The sequence below is a fragment of the Kitasatospora sp. NPDC001660 genome (assembly GCF_053596725.1).
In genome coordinates, this window is the sequence record NZ_JBSFGU010000006.1 from 1 (window position 1) to 14,710 (window position 14,710).

The 14,710-nt window shown below is 70.9% G+C and carries 14 protein-coding genes and 1 rRNA gene; 8 read left to right on the forward strand and 7 right to left on the reverse strand.

Going from position 1 to position 14,710, the window contains the following annotated elements:
* The 4 genes from ACWCXH_RS08570 to ACWCXH_RS08585 form a co-directional block, all read right to left on the reverse strand.
* Positions 1 to 88: ribosomal RNA gene (locus ACWCXH_RS08570) — 16S ribosomal RNA — on the reverse strand; the annotation flags it as partial.
* A gap of 411 nt (positions 89 to 499) precedes the next feature.
* Complete coding sequence (locus ACWCXH_RS08575; RefSeq protein WP_449800875.1) at positions 500 to 1,576, reverse strand: threonine aldolase family protein; 1,077 nt, start codon at positions 1,574 to 1,576, stop codon at positions 500 to 502.
* Positions 1,573 to 2,331 carry an SDR family NAD(P)-dependent oxidoreductase gene (locus tag ACWCXH_RS08580; RefSeq protein ID WP_449800614.1) on the reverse strand — a complete coding sequence of 253 codons (759 nt, stop codon included), beginning with the start codon at positions 2,329 to 2,331 and terminating at the stop codon, positions 1,573 to 1,575. Before ACWCXH_RS08580 ends, ACWCXH_RS08575 begins: the two co-directional genes overlap by 4 nt.
* Entirely contained in the window at positions 2,328 to 3,728 is a 1,401-nt protein-coding gene (locus tag ACWCXH_RS08585; protein ID WP_449800615.1) for a DUF6421 family protein, read from the reverse strand. The genes ACWCXH_RS08580 and ACWCXH_RS08585 overlap by 4 nt, the downstream gene beginning before the upstream one ends.
* Before the next feature lie 497 nt (positions 3,729 to 4,225).
* Between ACWCXH_RS08585 and ACWCXH_RS08590 the strand changes: the two genes are divergently transcribed.
* The 5 genes from ACWCXH_RS08590 (at position 4,226) to ACWCXH_RS08610 (ending at position 8,832) form a co-directional block, all read left to right on the forward strand.
* Positions 4,226 to 5,116, forward strand: a complete 891-nt coding sequence (locus ACWCXH_RS08590) for an ABC transporter substrate-binding protein (RefSeq protein ID WP_449800616.1) — start codon at positions 4,226 to 4,228, stop codon at positions 5,114 to 5,116.
* A 107-nt stretch (positions 5,117 to 5,223) separates the two neighbouring features.
* Positions 5,224 to 6,096 carry an amino acid ABC transporter permease gene (locus ACWCXH_RS08595; protein ID WP_449800876.1) on the forward strand — a complete coding sequence of 291 codons (873 nt, stop codon included), beginning with the start codon at positions 5,224 to 5,226 and terminating at the stop codon, positions 6,094 to 6,096.
* Positions 6,093 to 6,887 (forward strand): amino acid ABC transporter ATP-binding protein, encoded by a 795-nt coding sequence (locus ACWCXH_RS08600; RefSeq protein ID WP_449800617.1) that lies wholly within the window; start codon positions 6,093 to 6,095, stop codon positions 6,885 to 6,887. The genes ACWCXH_RS08595 and ACWCXH_RS08600 overlap by 4 nt, the downstream gene beginning before the upstream one ends.
* A gap of 258 nt (positions 6,888 to 7,145) precedes the next feature.
* Positions 7,146 to 7,721, forward strand: a complete 576-nt coding sequence (locus ACWCXH_RS08605) for a DUF5134 domain-containing protein (protein ID WP_449800618.1) — start codon at positions 7,146 to 7,148, stop codon at positions 7,719 to 7,721.
* Between the two features lie 163 nt (positions 7,722 to 7,884).
* Complete coding sequence (locus ACWCXH_RS08610; protein WP_449800619.1) at positions 7,885 to 8,832, forward strand: M56 family metallopeptidase; 948 nt, start codon at positions 7,885 to 7,887, stop codon at positions 8,830 to 8,832.
* A 37-nt stretch (positions 8,833 to 8,869) separates the two neighbouring features.
* Here the strand turns inward: ACWCXH_RS08610 and ACWCXH_RS08615 are convergent, their stop codons facing one another.
* Positions 8,870 to 9,301: a MarR family winged helix-turn-helix transcriptional regulator gene (locus ACWCXH_RS08615; RefSeq protein ID WP_449800620.1), complete on the reverse strand. Its 432-nt coding sequence runs from the start codon at positions 9,299 to 9,301 to the stop codon at positions 8,870 to 8,872.
* An 87-nt stretch (positions 9,302 to 9,388) separates the two neighbouring features.
* Between ACWCXH_RS08615 and ACWCXH_RS08620 the strand changes: the two genes are divergently transcribed.
* Together ACWCXH_RS08620 and ACWCXH_RS08625 are read left to right on the forward strand one after the other, a co-directional pair.
* A complete protein-coding gene (locus ACWCXH_RS08620; protein ID WP_449800621.1) occupies positions 9,389 to 10,906 on the forward strand; it encodes an MFS transporter in 1,518 nt (505 codons plus the stop codon).
* 311 nt (positions 10,907 to 11,217) lie between these two features.
* A complete protein-coding gene (locus ACWCXH_RS08625; protein WP_449800622.1) occupies positions 11,218 to 11,823 on the forward strand; it encodes a TetR/AcrR family transcriptional regulator in 606 nt (201 codons plus the stop codon).
* A 124-nt stretch (positions 11,824 to 11,947) separates the two neighbouring features.
* Here the strand turns inward: ACWCXH_RS08625 and ACWCXH_RS08630 are convergent, their stop codons facing one another.
* Positions 11,948 to 12,814, reverse strand: coding sequence for a helix-turn-helix domain-containing protein (locus ACWCXH_RS08630; protein WP_329930454.1), 867 nt, complete (start codon positions 12,812 to 12,814; stop codon positions 11,948 to 11,950).
* A gap of 418 nt (positions 12,815 to 13,232) precedes the next feature.
* On the opposite strand from ACWCXH_RS08630, the gene ACWCXH_RS08635 reads away from it, so the two are divergent.
* Entirely contained in the window at positions 13,233 to 13,757 is a 525-nt protein-coding gene (locus ACWCXH_RS08635; protein ID WP_449800623.1) for an ATP-binding protein, read from the forward strand.
* A gap of 472 nt (positions 13,758 to 14,229) precedes the next feature.
* Here ACWCXH_RS08635 and ACWCXH_RS08640 read toward each other — a convergent pair whose 3' ends face one another.
* On the reverse strand, positions 14,230 to 14,502 hold the full coding sequence (locus tag ACWCXH_RS08640) for a DUF397 domain-containing protein (protein ID WP_449800624.1): 273 nt from the start codon (positions 14,500 to 14,502) through the stop codon (positions 14,230 to 14,232).
* Between the last annotated feature and the right edge of the window lie 208 nt (positions 14,503 to 14,710).

A 14,710-nucleotide genomic window follows, 5' to 3' on the forward strand; every position in this document is an offset into this window, starting at 1 on the left:
TCCACCCCGAAGGGCTTCACCGTTCGACTTGCATGTGTTAAGCACGCCGCCAGCGTTCGTCCTGAGCCAGGATCAAACTCTCCGTGAATGCTTTTTCACGAAAGAGCGGCACGGCAACCACCGGAATAAGGTGATCCCGCGCACTGCGTCCTCGCTAGTGTTATTTCAAAAGGAATCTCCAACCCCGATCAGACGATCGAGGCCGGGGATGTCAACATATCTGGCGTTGACTTTTGGCACGCTGTTGAGTTCTCAAGGAACGGACACTTCCTTCGGACCGCCTTCCAGCGGGCCCTCCGGGCGCTTCGTTCTTTCGTGTTTCCAGCTTATCAGATGTTTTCCGCTCCGTTTTCCCGGAGTTTCCTTCATCGGATTCGCTTTCCGCTTTGTCGCCCCGGTCTCCCGCGGCGACTCCGGAACTGTACGGGGCCGGGCCCACCACATGCAAATCGCCCCGCCCTGCTGTCGCAGGACGGGACGATCCGCTGTTGCAGCACCGTCAGGCGCGGCCCATCTCCTCGGCGATGGCCGCCGCGAAGGCGTCGATGTCCGCCTCGGTGGTGTCGAAAGCGCACATCCAGCGCACCTCGCCGGTGTGCTCGTTCCAGAAGTAGAAGCGGTACCGCTTCTGCAGCCGCTCGCTGACCTCCCGCGGGAGGATCGCGAAGACCGCGTTCGCCTGGACCGGGCGCACGACCTCGACGCCGTCGATCCGCCGGACCGCCGCCTCCAGGCGGCTGGCCATCGCGTTGGCGTGGCCGGCGTTTCGCAGGTAGAGGTCGCCGGAGAGCAGCGCCTCGAACTGCACGGAGACGAAGCGCATCTTCGACGCGAGCTGCATCGAGGTCTTGCGCAGGTACTTGATGTTGCGGACCCGCTCGGGGTTGAGCACGACCACGACCTCGCCCAGCAGCAGACCGTTCTTCGTGCCGCCGAACGACAGCACGTCGACGCCGACGTCCGTCGTGAAGGCACGCATCGGCAGGCCGAGCGAGGCGGCGGCGTTGGCCAGGCGGGAACCGTCGACGTGGACGAGCATGCCCAGCTGGTGGGCGTGCTCGGTGATCGCGCGGATCTCGTCGACGGTGTAGACGGTGCCGAGTTCCGTGCTCTGGGTGATCGAGACCACGAGCGGCTGCGCGCGGTGCTCGTCACCGAAGCCCCAGGCCTGCTGGTCGAGCAGCTCGGGAGTGAGCTTGCCGTCGGGGGTCGGGACGGTGTGGAGCTTGATGCCGCCCATCTTCTCCGGGGCGCCGCCCTCGTCCACGTGGATGTGGGCGGACTCGGCGCAGACGACCGCGCCCCAGCGCGGGAGCAGCGCCTGGAGGGCGACGACGTTGGCGCCGGTGCCGTTGAAGACGGGGTACGCCTCGGCCTTCTCGCCGAAGTGGCGGCGGAAGACGTCCTGCAGGTGGGCCGTGTAGTCGTCCTCGCCGTAGGCGATCTGGTGGCCGCCGTTGGCGAGGGCTATCGCGGCGAGGACCTCGGGGTGCACGCCGGCGTAGTTGTCGCTGGCGAAGCCGCGGACGGCGGGGTCGTGCCGCCGTACCGCGTCCGTGCGGGTGGAGTCGATCATCGGGCTGTCAGCCACAGGTGCTGTCCGTTCAGTTCTGCTGCGGGGCGGTCCCAGAGGCCCGCCAGGTGTCCGGCGAGGTCGGCGGTGTCGGTGAAGCCGGCGAACTTCGCGTCCGGCTTCTCGGCCCGCATTTCGGGGCTGACCAGCGCCTTGATCACCAGGATGGCAGCTGCGGCGGTGGGCTCGCCGTCGGGGGAGGTGGTCTCCTTCTTGAAGGAGTCGGCCATGGCGAGGGTCCACGCCTCGGTGGCGGCCTTGGCGGCCGCGTAGGCGGCGCCGCCGGCGGTGGGCTTGTGGGCCGCGGCGGCGGAGACCATCGCGTACCGGCCGGCGGGGCTGCGGACCAGCGCGGGCTGGAAGGCCAGCGAGGTGTGCTGGAGGGTCCGCACGACGGTGTCGTGCAGGAAGTCCCAGTCGTCGAGGCGGGTGTCGAAGAACGTCTTGCTGCCGCGCCAGCCGCCGACCAGGTGGAACAGGCCGTCGACGTGGCCGTGCTCCGCCTCCAGGTGGTCGGCCCAGTCGTGGACCTCCTGCGGGTCGAGCAGGTCGATCACCTGGCCGCTGACCTTCGCTCCGCGCACGGCGACGCGGGTGGCGTCGAGGGCGGACTCGAGCCGTACGGCGTCGATGTCGGCGCCGATCACGGTGGCGCCGTCGGTGGTCAGGCGGCGCAGCACGGCCTGGCCGGCCGGGCCGCTTGCTCCGGCGACGGCGATGACCTTGCCGGCCAGCGGGCCGTTGGAGGTGGTGGTCACGCGGCGACTCCCTTGATTCCGGTGCCGGTGATGCCGGCGGTGGCGGCGATGACGCCGCTGAGCTTCTTGGACAGGGCCTCGTAGAACATGCTCAGCGGGAACTCGTCCGGGAGCACGGCGTCGCACAGGGCCTTGTTGAGGGCCTTGCCGTCGGTGATGTCGAGCGGGAGCGCGTCGGAGCCCTTCGCCCAGGTGGAGGCCGGGTGCGGGGTGAGGTAGCGGGAGACGAGCTCGTAGGCGGCGATCCAGTGGGCCGGCTTGGGCCGGTCGATGCCGTCGCGGTACAGGGTCTCGATCTCGGCGCAGAGCGCGTTGGTGACCTGCGGGGCGCGGTCCCAGTCGATGGTGAGGCGGTTGTCGCGCCAGCGCAGCGCGTCGTTCTTGTGGAGGTAGGCGAAGAGGAGCTGACCGCCGAGGCCGTCGTAGTTGCGGACGCGGTCGCCGCTGACGGGGAAGCGGAACAGGCGGTCGAAGAGGATCGCGTACTGGACGTCGCGGGCGTGCGCGTTGCCCTCGGCCTCCAGCTTCACCGCCTCCTTGAAGGTGGTGAGGTCGCAGCGGAGCTCCTCGAGGCCGTACATCCAGAACGGGCTGCGCTGCTTGATCATGAAGGGGTCGAACGGCAGGTCGCCGTGGCTGTGGGTGCGGTCGTGGACGAGGTCCCACAGGACGAAGGTCTCCTGCGCGCGCTCCTGGTCCTGGAGCAGGCCCTCGGCGTCGGCCGGGATCTCCAGGCCGAGCTGCTGGACGGCGCTGGTGGTGACGGCGCGGAAACGGGCGGCTTCGCGGTCGCAGAAGATGCCGCCCCAGGTGAAACGTTCCGGCGCCTTGCGCACGGCGACCGTCTCGGGGAAGAGCACGGCGGAGTTGGTGTCGTACCCGGCCGTGAAGTCGGTGAAGGTGATCGGGACGAACATCGGGTTGTCGAAGCGGGTGCGCTCCAGCTCGGCCAGCCAGTCGGGCCACACGACGCGCAGCAGGACCGCCTCGAGGTTGCGGTCCGGGTTCCCGTTCTGCGTGTACATCGGGAAGACCACGAGGTGCTCGAGGCCGTCGACGCGCTGGTCGGCGGGCTGGAAGGCGAGCAGCGAGTCCAGGAAGTCGGGCTCCCGGTAGCCGGTGTCGGCCCACTTGGCCAGGTCGGCGTCGACGGCGGTCAGGTAGGCGGCGTCGTGCGGGAACAGCGGGGCGAGCTCGGCCACGGCGCTGCGGACGGTGGCGACCAGCGGGTCGACCGTGTGCCGCTGCACTGCGGACAGGTCGATCGAGCCGTCTTTGGACTGCAACGGGCGCAGGGTCTCGACGGCCTCCTTCAGGCGCAGCCACGCCGGGTGGCCGGCGAGGGTCGAGACCGGGGCGTCGGCCGCCACAGCGAGCCTTGGCGAAAGATTCTGCATCGTGGACTCACTTCGACAGGAGGTTTTCGATGTGGACACCATAGATACGAAAGGTTCTCCTGTTCAAGGGGGCTCCGATCGGAGGACCTCCGGTGATGCGGGGTCTTGGGGGCGCCGCGGCCGGATGTCCGGCATGTGGACGCCGCGGTGGATGTTCTGGACAGGCGAGCCGTCGGGGTGCGAATCTCCCGGCATGCTCCCGGCGGTGATCACGATGACCGAGTGCCACGACGGCCTGTTCCGGGTGCCCTCTCGTTGTCACGCCTGCCGTGGCACGCGCGGCCGTTGCCGCCGCTGTCGTTGATCCGCCGATCCGCTCGCTCGCCGATCCGCCGATCAGCTCGGAGGGCGCCGCGGACGCGGGCCCGTACGCCGACCATGCCGCGTGTGTTCCGGCGCCGCCACCGGGGGGAAGTGACCCGCCGGGTCCGCGGCCGCCTCCGGCGCTCTTCGCCGCCTCCCCGTCCTGCCCGGCCTTCCTTCCCTGGAGCCCCGCCATGACCGACCTCCGCCTCCGCAAGTCCGCCGTACTCCCCGTCGCCACACTGCTGGCGGCCGCCGCCGCACTGACCGCGTGCGCTCCGCAGGACGCCGGGACCGACGGGGCCTCGGCCTCGGGAACGTCGGGGACGGTGGCCGCCTGCGCGCCCGGGGCGCTGGCGACCCGGACGGCGGGCACGCTGACGATCGGCACCGACAAGCCCGCGTACGACCCGTGGTTCTCGCAGGACAAGCCGGAGAACGGCAAGGGCTTCGAGTCAGCGGTCGCGTACGCGGTGGCCGACCGGCTCGGCTACCCGAAGGAGAAGGTGAGCTGGGTGGTCGCGCCGTTCAACAAGGCCACCTCGCCCGGGCCGAAGGACTTCGACTTCGACATCAACCAGGTGTCGATCAGCGCCGAACGCAAGCAGGCGGTGGACTTCTCCTCCGGCTACTACGACGTCCGCCAGGCCGTCATCGCGCTCAAGAACTCCAAGGCCGCGAGCGCGAGGAACATCGCCGACCTCAAGGGCGCCAAACTCGGCGCGCAGGTGGGCACGACCAGCCTGGACACCATCACCGACACCATCAAGCCGAGCACCCAGCCAGCCGTCTTCGACTCCAACGACCTGGCCAAGGCCGCGCTGAGGAACGGTCAGGTCGAGGCGCTCGTGGTGGACCTGCCGACGGCCTTCTACATCACCGGCGCCGAGGTGCCGGAGGCCCAGGTGGTGGGACAGTTCGAGAGCGCGACGCAGGGCGAGCGGTTCGGGCTGGTGCTGGACAAGGGCTCCGGGCTCACCGGCTGCGTGTCGCAGGCCGTGGACGCGCTGCGGGCGGACGGCACGCTCGCGAAGCTGGAGAAGCAGTGGCTGTCCGACGCCGTCTCGGCTCCGGTGCTGAAGTGAGCGACAGTACCGGGGCGAGCGGCGACGTCGACGTACGTGCCGACGGCGCAGGTGACGACAGCGCAGGTGATGGCGGCGTACGTGACGACAGCGTACGTAACGACGGCATTCGTGGCGACGGCATTCGCAACGACGGTTACCGCCCGTCCGAGCGGCGGCTCGCGCGCGAGGCGTACCGCCGCGGCCGGGCCCGGCGATCGGCGTTGGTCGCGGGCTCGTCGACCTTGGTGACGGCCGTCGTGCTGTGCCTCCTTATCGTCAACTCCCCGGGCTGGGAGGTGACTCGGCGAACGTTCTTCAACCTCGACTACGCCCGGCAGGCACTGCCCGAGGTACTGACGGGGCTGCGGCTCAACCTGGAGCTGATGCTCGGCTGCGGCGTGCTGATCCTGGTGTTCGGCCTGCTCCTGGCAGTGCTGCGGACCCTGCGCGGTCCGGTGTTCCTGCCGGTGCGGCTGCTGGCCACCGCATACGTCGACTTCTTCCTCGGGCTGCCGATGATCATCTGCCTGCTGGTGATGATCACCGGGGTGCCGGCGCTGCGGCTCACCGGGGTCACCACCGATCCTCTGCTGCTCGGCGGGGCGGCGCTGGTGCTGACGTACTCGGCGTACGTGTCCGAGGTGTTCCGCGCGGGGATCGAGTCGGTGCACCCCAGCCAACGGGCCGCGGCGCGCTCGCTCGGACTCACCAACGCACAGGCGATGCGGTACGTCGTGCTGCCGCAGGCCGTGCGGCGGGTGGTGCCGCCGCTGATCAACAACCTGGTCAGTCTGCAGAAGGACACCGGGCTCGTCTCGATCGGCGGGGCGATCGACGCCGTCTACGCGGCGAAGATCATCGCGTCCCGGTCGTTCAACTACACGCCGTACCTCGTCGCGGGGCTGGTGTTCATCGTGCTGACCGTTCCGCTCACGCGGTTCGCCGACTGGCTGACCGCGCGCATGAACCGTCGGCAGTTCCAGGGAGGTGCGGTGTGAGCGCGAACGGGGGCCCGGCGTCGGACCGGGTGGCGGACGGAGCGGCCGTGCTCCGGTTGGAGTCGGTCCGCAAGACCTTCGGCGCCCAGGTGGTGCTGCGCGACGTGGACCTCGCCGTGCCCGAGCACTCGGTGACGGCGCTGATCGGGGCGTCCGGCTCGGGCAAGTCCACGCTGATGCGCTGCGTCAACCTGCTGGAGGGGATCGACGACGGCGCGATCTTCCTGGACGGCGAGGAGATCACCGACCCGCGGGCGGACGAGGACGCCGTCCGGCGCCGGATCGGCGTCGTCTTCCAGTCGTACAACCTGTTCCCGCACATGACGGTGATGGAGAACATCACGCTCGCGCCGCGGCGGGTGCACGGGCTCGCACGGGCCGAGGCGGAGGCGAAGGCGCTGGAGCTGCTGGAGCGGCTCGGACTGGCTGCCAAGGCGGAGGAGTACCCGGACCGGTTGTCCGGTGGGCAGCAGCAGCGCGTCGCCATCGTGCGGGCGCTGGCCACCGGGCCGCGGCTGCTGCTGCTCGACGAGATCACGGCGGCGCTCGACCCGGTGCTGGTCGGGGAGGTGCTGTCGGTGGTGCGGGATCTGAAGGAGCAGGGCATGACGATGGTCCTGTCGACGCACGAGATGGGGTTCGCGCGCGAGGTGGCCGACCAGGTCTGTTTCCTGGACGGCGGGGTGGTGCTCGAACAGGGGCCGCCGGAGCAGGTGTTCGGCGATCCGCGGGAGGAGCGGACCCGGCGGTTCCTCAGCCGGATCGTCGCCTCGGGGCGGCTCCAGGGCTGAGGCGGGCAGCCCGGGGCGACCGGTCCGGGGTGGGCCCGGGGCGGGGGCGGGGCGCTCGCAGCGACGCACACCACTGGTCACCACTGTGCGCCCCTGCACGCGCCCTGGCCGCTCGGGAGCGGCAGCGGTGATCGTGGACAGGACGATCGCCGCAGAGTACGGGTGGCGGCGAACGGCTGACAGATTTCATCATCTGTCATCTGAAATCTGTCAGCCGTTCGCTGTTCGCCGTCCTCCCGCCACCCCAGGAGGCCGCCGTTGCACGGACCCACCCTGGTCAACTGGCTCCTCGCTCTCTTCACCGCCACCGCCGGGGCGTACTGCCTGACCCGGCTCCGGCACGCCCCGCACTCCCCCTGCGCCCCCGCCGCCACCCACCGAGTGGGCGCCCACCGCCTGCTCGCCCGCGAGGCGGACGCCGCCGAGGCGCTGATGGGGCTCGGCATGGCCGGGATGGCCGTCACCGGTGCCGCCGTCCCGGCGGCTTTCTGGGCCTGGCTGTTCGGCGTCCCCGCGGCCGGCTTCCTGCTCGCCGCCGTCAGCGCCCCGGCCCGTCGGGGGCACCGGCTGCACCACGCGATCGGCGGCCTCGCCATGACGTACACGGCGCTCGCGATGACCACCTCCCCCGGCCATCACCACCACGCGCCGAACGCCGGCGCCCCGCTGCTGACCGGCGCACTGCTGGTCTACTTCGGCGCCTACTCGCTCTGGACCGGCACCCGGCTCCTGCACGCCCCCGGCGGGAGCGTGACCGTCGGAACGGCGGGCCTGCCGCAGGCCTGCCGGCTCACCATGGGCATCGGGATGTTCGCGATGCTCCTGACCTTTTGACCTCCCCGCGCGCCCCGGCGCGGCCATACCCGGAACCAGGGTCCCCCGGGGCGCGTGGCGTTGGTCACTGGCCGACCGAAAGCCGTTCCACCGGGCGTCGCCACCGCATAGGTTGGCAGGGAGCGCGTTGTCGCGCTCCGTGCGTACTCGGGGAGCCCATGCGATGACTGCCCTGATCGGCCTGCTGCTGCTCGGCCTGCTGTTCTCGACCGCCGTGCCCCGGCTCCTCGCACGGGCCCGCTGGGTGGAGCGCGAACCCGTGCTGGCGCTGCTGGTGTGGCAGTGCCTGGTCGTGGCCGTCCTGCTGTGCTGCGCGTTGAGCCTGGTACTGGCCGCCTCGGCCGCGCTGCCCGAGCTGCGCGCGCTGGTGTTCGCGGGAGCTCCGCACGGGGTGGAGGCCGCGTACGGGCTCCAGGACGCCGAGGGCTGGGGCCGGCTGTGCGCGGCGGTGCTCGCCGCGGGCGGGGTGCGGACGGTGCTGGCGCTCACCCGCGAGGTCCGCTCGGCGAAGGCGCTGCGCGATCAGCGCCACGCCCAACTCTCCGACCGGGCACCCGAGTTGCCGGAGGCGATCGCCGCCGCCCGGAGCCGCCGGGAGCGGCTGGTGGTGCTGGAGAACGTCCGCCCGGAGGCCTGGTCGCTGCCCGGGCCGAACTCCCGCCTGGTGGTCACCACGGGCGCTCTCCAGCAGCTGACCGCGCGGGAGTTGGCGGCCGTGCTGAGCCACGAGCGCGGCCACGTCCGGGCCCGGCACCACTGGCTCGCGCAGGCCGCCCAGGCGCTCGCGTCCGGCTTCCCCGGCGTCCGGGTGTTCAGCACCTTCCGGGACCAGGTCGGCGAGCTGGTCGAGCTGGCGGCCGACGACCGGGCGGCCCGTCGGCACGGGCGGCACACCACCGCCCTGGCACTGGCCGAACTCAACCTGGGCCGCGGGGTGTTCGGGTCGTGCCCGCCCGGCCTGGCGCAGTCCCCGAAGCGGGTGGACCGGCTGCTCGCGGGCCGTCCACGCCTGTCCGTGCCGCACCGGCTGCAGCTCACCGTCGCGGCGATCGCCGCACCCGTGGCCGTCGTCCTGCTGGCCGCGGCGCCGGGACTCGCGTCACAGTTCTAGATTGCCCGGCCCGTCACTGCGGGCCTCCCGCAGGCCGTCAGGATGATTTGCCGCACTGGCCGCCGGCCTCACCGCCGAGGGTTCGGGCGAGCACGTCGCGGTGCAGTGCCCGGGCCTGCCGGTAGCGCTCGCGCCCCTCGTCCGTGAGGACGATCAGGATCCCGCGCCGGTCGTCCACGCACATCTCGCGCGCCACCAGGCCCGCCTTCTCCAGCCGGCCGATCAGCCGCGACAGCGCGCTCTGGCTCAGGTGGACGACGTCGGCGAGCTCCTGGACCCGCAGCCGGTGACTGCGGTCCACCGAACAGCCTTCGACCAGGCGTTCCAGCACCTCGAACTCGCTCATCCCGAGCCCGTGCTTCTCGCCCAGCTCACGATCCAGCGCGCAGGCGGTCTCGGCGTGCCGGGCCAGCAGTTCGCGCCACTGCGCGACGAGACCGGCCTCCGCCGGAGAGTCGAGTTCAGCCACGGCGCCAGCCTACCACCGCCACCGCAACTTATGCATTTACATCTTATTCACTTGCATTGAATGCATGTGCATGCAAGCCTCCTCCTCATGACCACCGCGACCGTCACGTCACCCGACGCATCGTCAACGAGCGGGCAGCCCTGGACTCCACGCCTCTGGGGCGCCCTGATCGTGCTCTGCGCCGCGATCTTCCTGGACGCCCTGGACATCTCCATGGTGGGAGTCGCCCTTCCCTCCATCGGCTCCGAGCTGCACCTCTCCACCTCCACCCTGCAATGGGTGGTCTCGGGCTACGTGCTCGGCTACGGCGGCCTGCTCCTGCTCGGCGGACGGGCGGCCGACCTGCTCGGTCGCCGCCGGGTGTTCCTGGTCGCCCTGGGCGTCTTCGGCGCCGCCTCCCTGCTCGGCGGGCTGGTCGACGACGGCGGCCTGCTGATCGCCGCCCGCTTCCTCAAGGGTGTCGCCGCCGCGTTCACCGCCCCGGCCGGCCTGTCGATCATCACCACGACCTTCGCCGAGGGCCCGGCCCGCAACCGGGCGCTGTCGATCTACACCACGTGCGGTGCCAGCGGCTTCTCGCTCGGCCTCGTGCTCAGCGGCCTGCTCACCTCGGTCGGCTGGCGCTGGACGTTCCTGATGCCCGTCCCGGTCGCACTGATCGCGCTCGTCCTCGCCGTCCGCCTGCTCCCCCGGCCCGTCGAGGAGCGCGCCGAGGGCGGCTACGACGTCCTCGGCGCGATCACCGGCACGCTCACCGTCCTGCTGCTCGTGTTCACCGTCACCGAGGCTCAGGGCGCCGGCTGGCTCAGCCTGCGCACCCTCGGCTCGTTCATCGCGGTCGCGGCCCTGGCGGCCTCGTTCCTGGTGATCGAGATCCGCGCCGCGCACCCGCTGGTCCGGCTCGGCATCTTCCGCAACGGCGCGGTGGCCCGGGCCAACGTGATCGCCTTCGCGATGCCCGGCGCGTACGGCGGCTTCCAGTTCATCGTGACGCTCTACCTCCAGCACCTGCTCGGCTGGTCGGCGCTGGAGATGGCGCTCGGGCTGCTGCCGGCCGGCGCGTTCATCGCCCTCTCCGCGCCGTTCATGGGCCCGATCGTGGACCGCTTCGGCACCGGCAGGCTGCTGCCCATCGGCGTGCTGTCGCTGACCGCGGCATTCGCGCTGTTCCTGCGGCTGGACGAGCACAGCTCGTACCCGGCGCTGGTGCTGCCGTCGATGCTGCTGCTCGGCGTCGGCTTCGCGCTCGCCTTCCCCTCGGTGAACATCGCCGCCACCGACGGGGTCGCCGACGAGGAGCAGGGTCTGGCCTCAGGCCTGGTCAACACCGCGATCCAGGTCGGCACCGCCGTGGTGCTCGCCGGGGCGACCGCGATGATCACCGCCGGGAGCGCCGGAGGCGACAGCCCGCAGGCACAGCTGGACGGCTACCGGCCGGCCCTGCTGTTCGTCACGGCGGTCGCTCTGCTCGGGTTCCTGATCGCCCTCGCGGGCGCACTGCTGGAACGGCGACGGAAGTCAACTCCCACGTCAGTACCGGATTATGACTACCCATCACTGCGATCCGACGCGGCGGGCCGGGCGGATGTCCCGACCAAGCTCTGACCGCCGCCGCGCGGACGGCTCCTCGCCGGCAGCTGCGGGCATCCGCCGATCCGGATGCATTCCTTCGGCCGCGGACACCCGTCAGCACGGACACCGCCCCCCGGACAGTGGCGCCGGCTCCACCAAACCCCCGTGTTGGTGGAGCCGGCCGTCTCTTCGTACCCGGCCGTCTTCACACCCGGCCGCCCGGGCGCCGCCCGTCATCGAGGTTCCACGGATCGACCGTCGGCTCCCCCAGTATATTGGCCGGGAGTCAACGAACGTTCGGAGCAGACACGATGGCACCTCGTGGGGATTCGGTCAATGAGGAAATGCGCCAGCGGTCCCGCCGGCGCATCATGCGGGCCACCGTCGAGCTGGTCGACCAGTACGGATACGCCGGGACCACGCTGACCGACATCGCCGAGCGCGCCGGGCTCGCACGCGGGCTGCTGTCGTACTACTTCGACGGCAAACGGCTGCTCATGCAGTCCGCGACGCACCGGATGATGCACCAGTCGCTCACCCGGGCGCTGGCCGAACTCGCCCCGGCCGCCACGCCCGAGGCCCGGCTGGCCCGCGCCATCGACGCCGTCCTCGGCCTCGCCCTCGACCACCCGCGGGTCATGCGCTCGCACCTCGCGCTGATCCTCGACCCGGACACCGGCACCTTCGTCCAGGACCCGGAGCAGCAGCGACTCGGCGCAATCCTCCAAAGTCTGCTGCGGGACTGGGGTGCGCCGGATCCGGTCGCCGAGCACGCGGTGTTGCGCAGCGCGCTCATGGGCGGGTGCATCGGCGTCCTGCTGCCGGGCGCGGAGGTGCCGCTGGCACCGATCCGGGCCGACCTGTTCCGGCGCTACGACCTGGCGTGGGAGCTGGGCCGCCCGCCACAGCGGCTGCCGCCGGAACGCGAACGGCCGCCGGAACGCGGCTGACGGCGGGTGGGCGGCAACGGGTGCTTCCCGGCGGTCGGTTCGGGCAGCGAACCGCGGACGGTTCGGGTCCGGCCGTTCGTCCGACCGTTCGGGCCCGGACGTTCCGGCTCCGGCGGACGCAGGCTCAGCGTTCCTTCAGGATCGAGGCCAGCAGGTCTATCGTGCGCTCGGGCGTGAGGCTGTCCACGCAGAGCCGCTCCATGACCTGGATGTAGGCGTCGACGTCGTCCCGCTTGTCGAGGTAGAGCGCGCTGGTGAGCTGCTCCAGGTAAACGACGTCGGCGAGGTCCTGCTCCGGGAAGCGCAGGATCGTGAACGCGCCGGACTCGCCCGCGTGCGCGCCGAAGCGAAACGGCATGACCTGGATGACGACGTTGGCCTGCTCGGCGACGTCGATCAGGTACTGGACCTGGCCGCGCATCACCTTGGGCCCGCCGACCGGGCGGCGCAGCGCGGCCTCGTCGATGACGGCCCACAGGCGCGGGTTGTTGCCCTCGGTCAGCAGCTTCTGGCGGCGCAGGCGGAGGCTGACCCGCCGTTCGACCTCCTCCTCGCTGATGACCGGCCGACTCTGGCCGAAAACCGCCCGCGCGTACTCCTCGGACTGCAGCAGTCCCGGGATGAACTGAACTTCGTACGTACGGATCAGCTGCGCGGCCTCCTCGAGGCCGACGTAGGTCTGGAACCAGCCCGGCAGGACGTCGTTGAAGCTGTGCCACCAGCCGGACTTGTTGGCCTCGCGGACCAGGCCGAGGAGGGCCTCCCGCTCCAGGCCGTCGTCCACGCCGTAGAGGCTCAGGAGGTCGGCGACATCGCGCTCCTTGAAGCTGACCCGGCCGAGCTCCATGCGACTGATCTTGGACTCGGAGGCGCGGATCGCGTAGCCGGCGTCCTCACGGGTGATGCCGCGCGCTTCGCGCAGGCGTCGCAGCTGTGAGCCGAGGAGGATCCGGCGGACCATCGAGCCGCCGCCCGGCTGAACTGTGGTCATGCGGTCGATACCTCCACCTAGGGCAAACAGCGCACAGTCTGCCATCAGTTGAGCGCTCACGGTGCCGATACTGACGGATGTTCCTATCAGTTCTGCACTCCACACACCAGGATGCACGTGCATCCGGCGCTTGCATATGCCAATAGTGCGACTGCACGTGAATCGACTCTTGCATCTGCAGTGAGCGCAGAGGACCATGGTGCACGTGCACCTGCACATCCCTGGCAATCCCGCGGGCTCCGCGTCGACCCCACGCGCGACTCCGTGCACCAGCCCGGCAGCGTCCCCCGCGCCACCGGGCGTTCGTGTGCGCGCGCGCCTGGTCGAGGAGGGGGCCGTGCGGCCGAGCGAGTCGGAGGTGACCGGCATGACCCCGGCGGGTCCAGCCGTGTCCGCCCCCTTATGGGAGGAGCTCTTCATGAGCACCGGTACGGCTTTGGCGGTTGACCCCCTTGTGGTCACCTGTACGCTCGCTCCTCGTTTCGAAGCCGTCAGAACCGCGCGTGACTTCGCCAGAACCGCCCTGCAGCGCTGGGGGCTGATGGAGTTGTTCGACGACGTCGCGCTGGTCGCGTCGGAACTCGTGACCAACGCGCTGCGGCATGCGATCGGCGCACGGCCCGACCCGGTGGGCGGCGCCCTGGGCGAGTACGACTTTCCCACACAGCCCACCGTGGACGGCAGGCTGCCGATCCGAATAAGCCTCGTGCACCGCGCGCCCCAGATCGTCTGCGCGGTCAGCGACCCGAGCAGCATCGGCCCGGTCACCCGGGAGGCGGACTTCGTGGCCGAATCCGGCCGCGGGCTACACCTGGTGGACTCGTTCAGCCACTCCTGGGGCTGGCACCCGCTGGGTGGCGGCAAGGTCGTCTGGGCGCTGTTCGAGGCCGAATCGGAAGCGGCGAGCTCCGAACTCGGTGGCCGGCACCGGCGCTCCGCCTAGTGGCGGACGGGCACGCACCCCCGCAGCGCGGGCGCGCGTCCCCGGATCGATGGACACCCCGGGAGGGTCGAAACCCCGGGACGGAGCGGCAGTTCACCCCGGCCGGGCTCGCGCCGGAGACCCCCGGGAACCCCGCAGCGCACCCGCGACGACCGGTGCGCCCTCGGCGGCCGACGGGCCGTCGGAGACCGGCGGGCCCCCGAACGCGCGGAACGCCAGGAGCGTGGAGCGCACGGAAGACCCGCGGAGTGCGCGGAGCGCGGAGAAGGCACCGAGCGCGCGGTGCGCGGAGAACACGCGGTACGCGGACGCACCGCAACGCGTGGAGGCCGACGCGAAGAAGACAAAGGCCGTCGCGGTGTCAGCACCCACGACGGCCCCCCGATGGCTCCGAGAACGGAGCGGTGGCCGGCCGGACGGACGTCCGGACGAGTGGCCGGTCGATCGACCGGACGAGTGGCCGGACAGCCGGTCAGACGGCCAGGTGGTCGAACTCCCCGTCCTTGACCCCCAACAGCATCGCGGCGATCTCGGCCCGCGTGTAGATGAGCGCCGGACCGTCCGGGAAGCGCGAGTTGCGCATCGCCACGTCGCCCCCCGGCAGCGCGGCGAACTCGACGCAGTTTCCCTGGGAGTTGCTGTGCAGGCTCTTCTGCCAGACCACTCCCTCCAGCTCGGTGGCGGCAATCCCGTTGTAGGGACCGTACGAGCCGCCCAGGTCCTGCGAATCGTGCGAGTCGTGCATAGAAGTCTCCCGAAGAGCCCCGGAGTTGTGGTCCAGCGCGGCGCCCCCGGCACCCGCCGAACGAACGGGCCGGCCCCGTACCAGCCCGGCACAACGCCTCACTTGACGCGATGATAGCTGTTGTGCACGTGCATCAGCACGAGACGTTGCAGGTGCACGAGGCCTTTCGCCACCCGACCTGAACCCTTCACGGACCCTTCTCCTGGCG

Excerpts from the sequence above, each read along its gene's own strand:
- ACWCXH_RS08625 (WP_449800622.1), top strand. The coding sequence starts at position 11,218 with ATGCGCCAGCGGTCCCGCCGGCGCATCATGCGGGCCACCGTCGAGCTG.
- ACWCXH_RS08610 (WP_449800619.1), top strand. The coding sequence starts at position 7,885 with ATGACTGCCCTGATCGGCCTGCTGCTGCTCGGCCTGCTGTTCTCGACC.
- ACWCXH_RS08585 (WP_449800615.1), bottom strand. The coding sequence starts at position 3,728 with ATGCAGAATCTTTCGCCAAGGCTCGCTGTGGCGGCCGACGCCCCGGTC.
- ACWCXH_RS08590 (WP_449800616.1), top strand. The coding sequence starts at position 4,226 with ATGACCGACCTCCGCCTCCGCAAGTCCGCCGTACTCCCCGTCGCCACA.
- ACWCXH_RS08620 (WP_449800621.1), top strand. The coding sequence starts at position 9,389 with ATGACCACCGCGACCGTCACGTCACCCGACGCATCGTCAACGAGCGGG.
- ACWCXH_RS08640 (WP_449800624.1), bottom strand. The coding sequence starts at position 14,502 with ATGCACGACTCGCACGATTCGCAGGACCTGGGCGGCTCGTACGGTCCC.
- ACWCXH_RS08575 (WP_449800875.1), bottom strand. The coding sequence starts at position 1,576 with ATGATCGACTCCACCCGCACGGACGCGGTACGGCGGCACGACCCCGCC.
- ACWCXH_RS08630 (WP_329930454.1), bottom strand. The coding sequence starts at position 12,814 with ATGACCACAGTTCAGCCGGGCGGCGGCTCGATGGTCCGCCGGATCCTC.
- ACWCXH_RS08635 (WP_449800623.1), top strand. The coding sequence starts at position 13,233 with ATGAGCACCGGTACGGCTTTGGCGGTTGACCCCCTTGTGGTCACCTGT.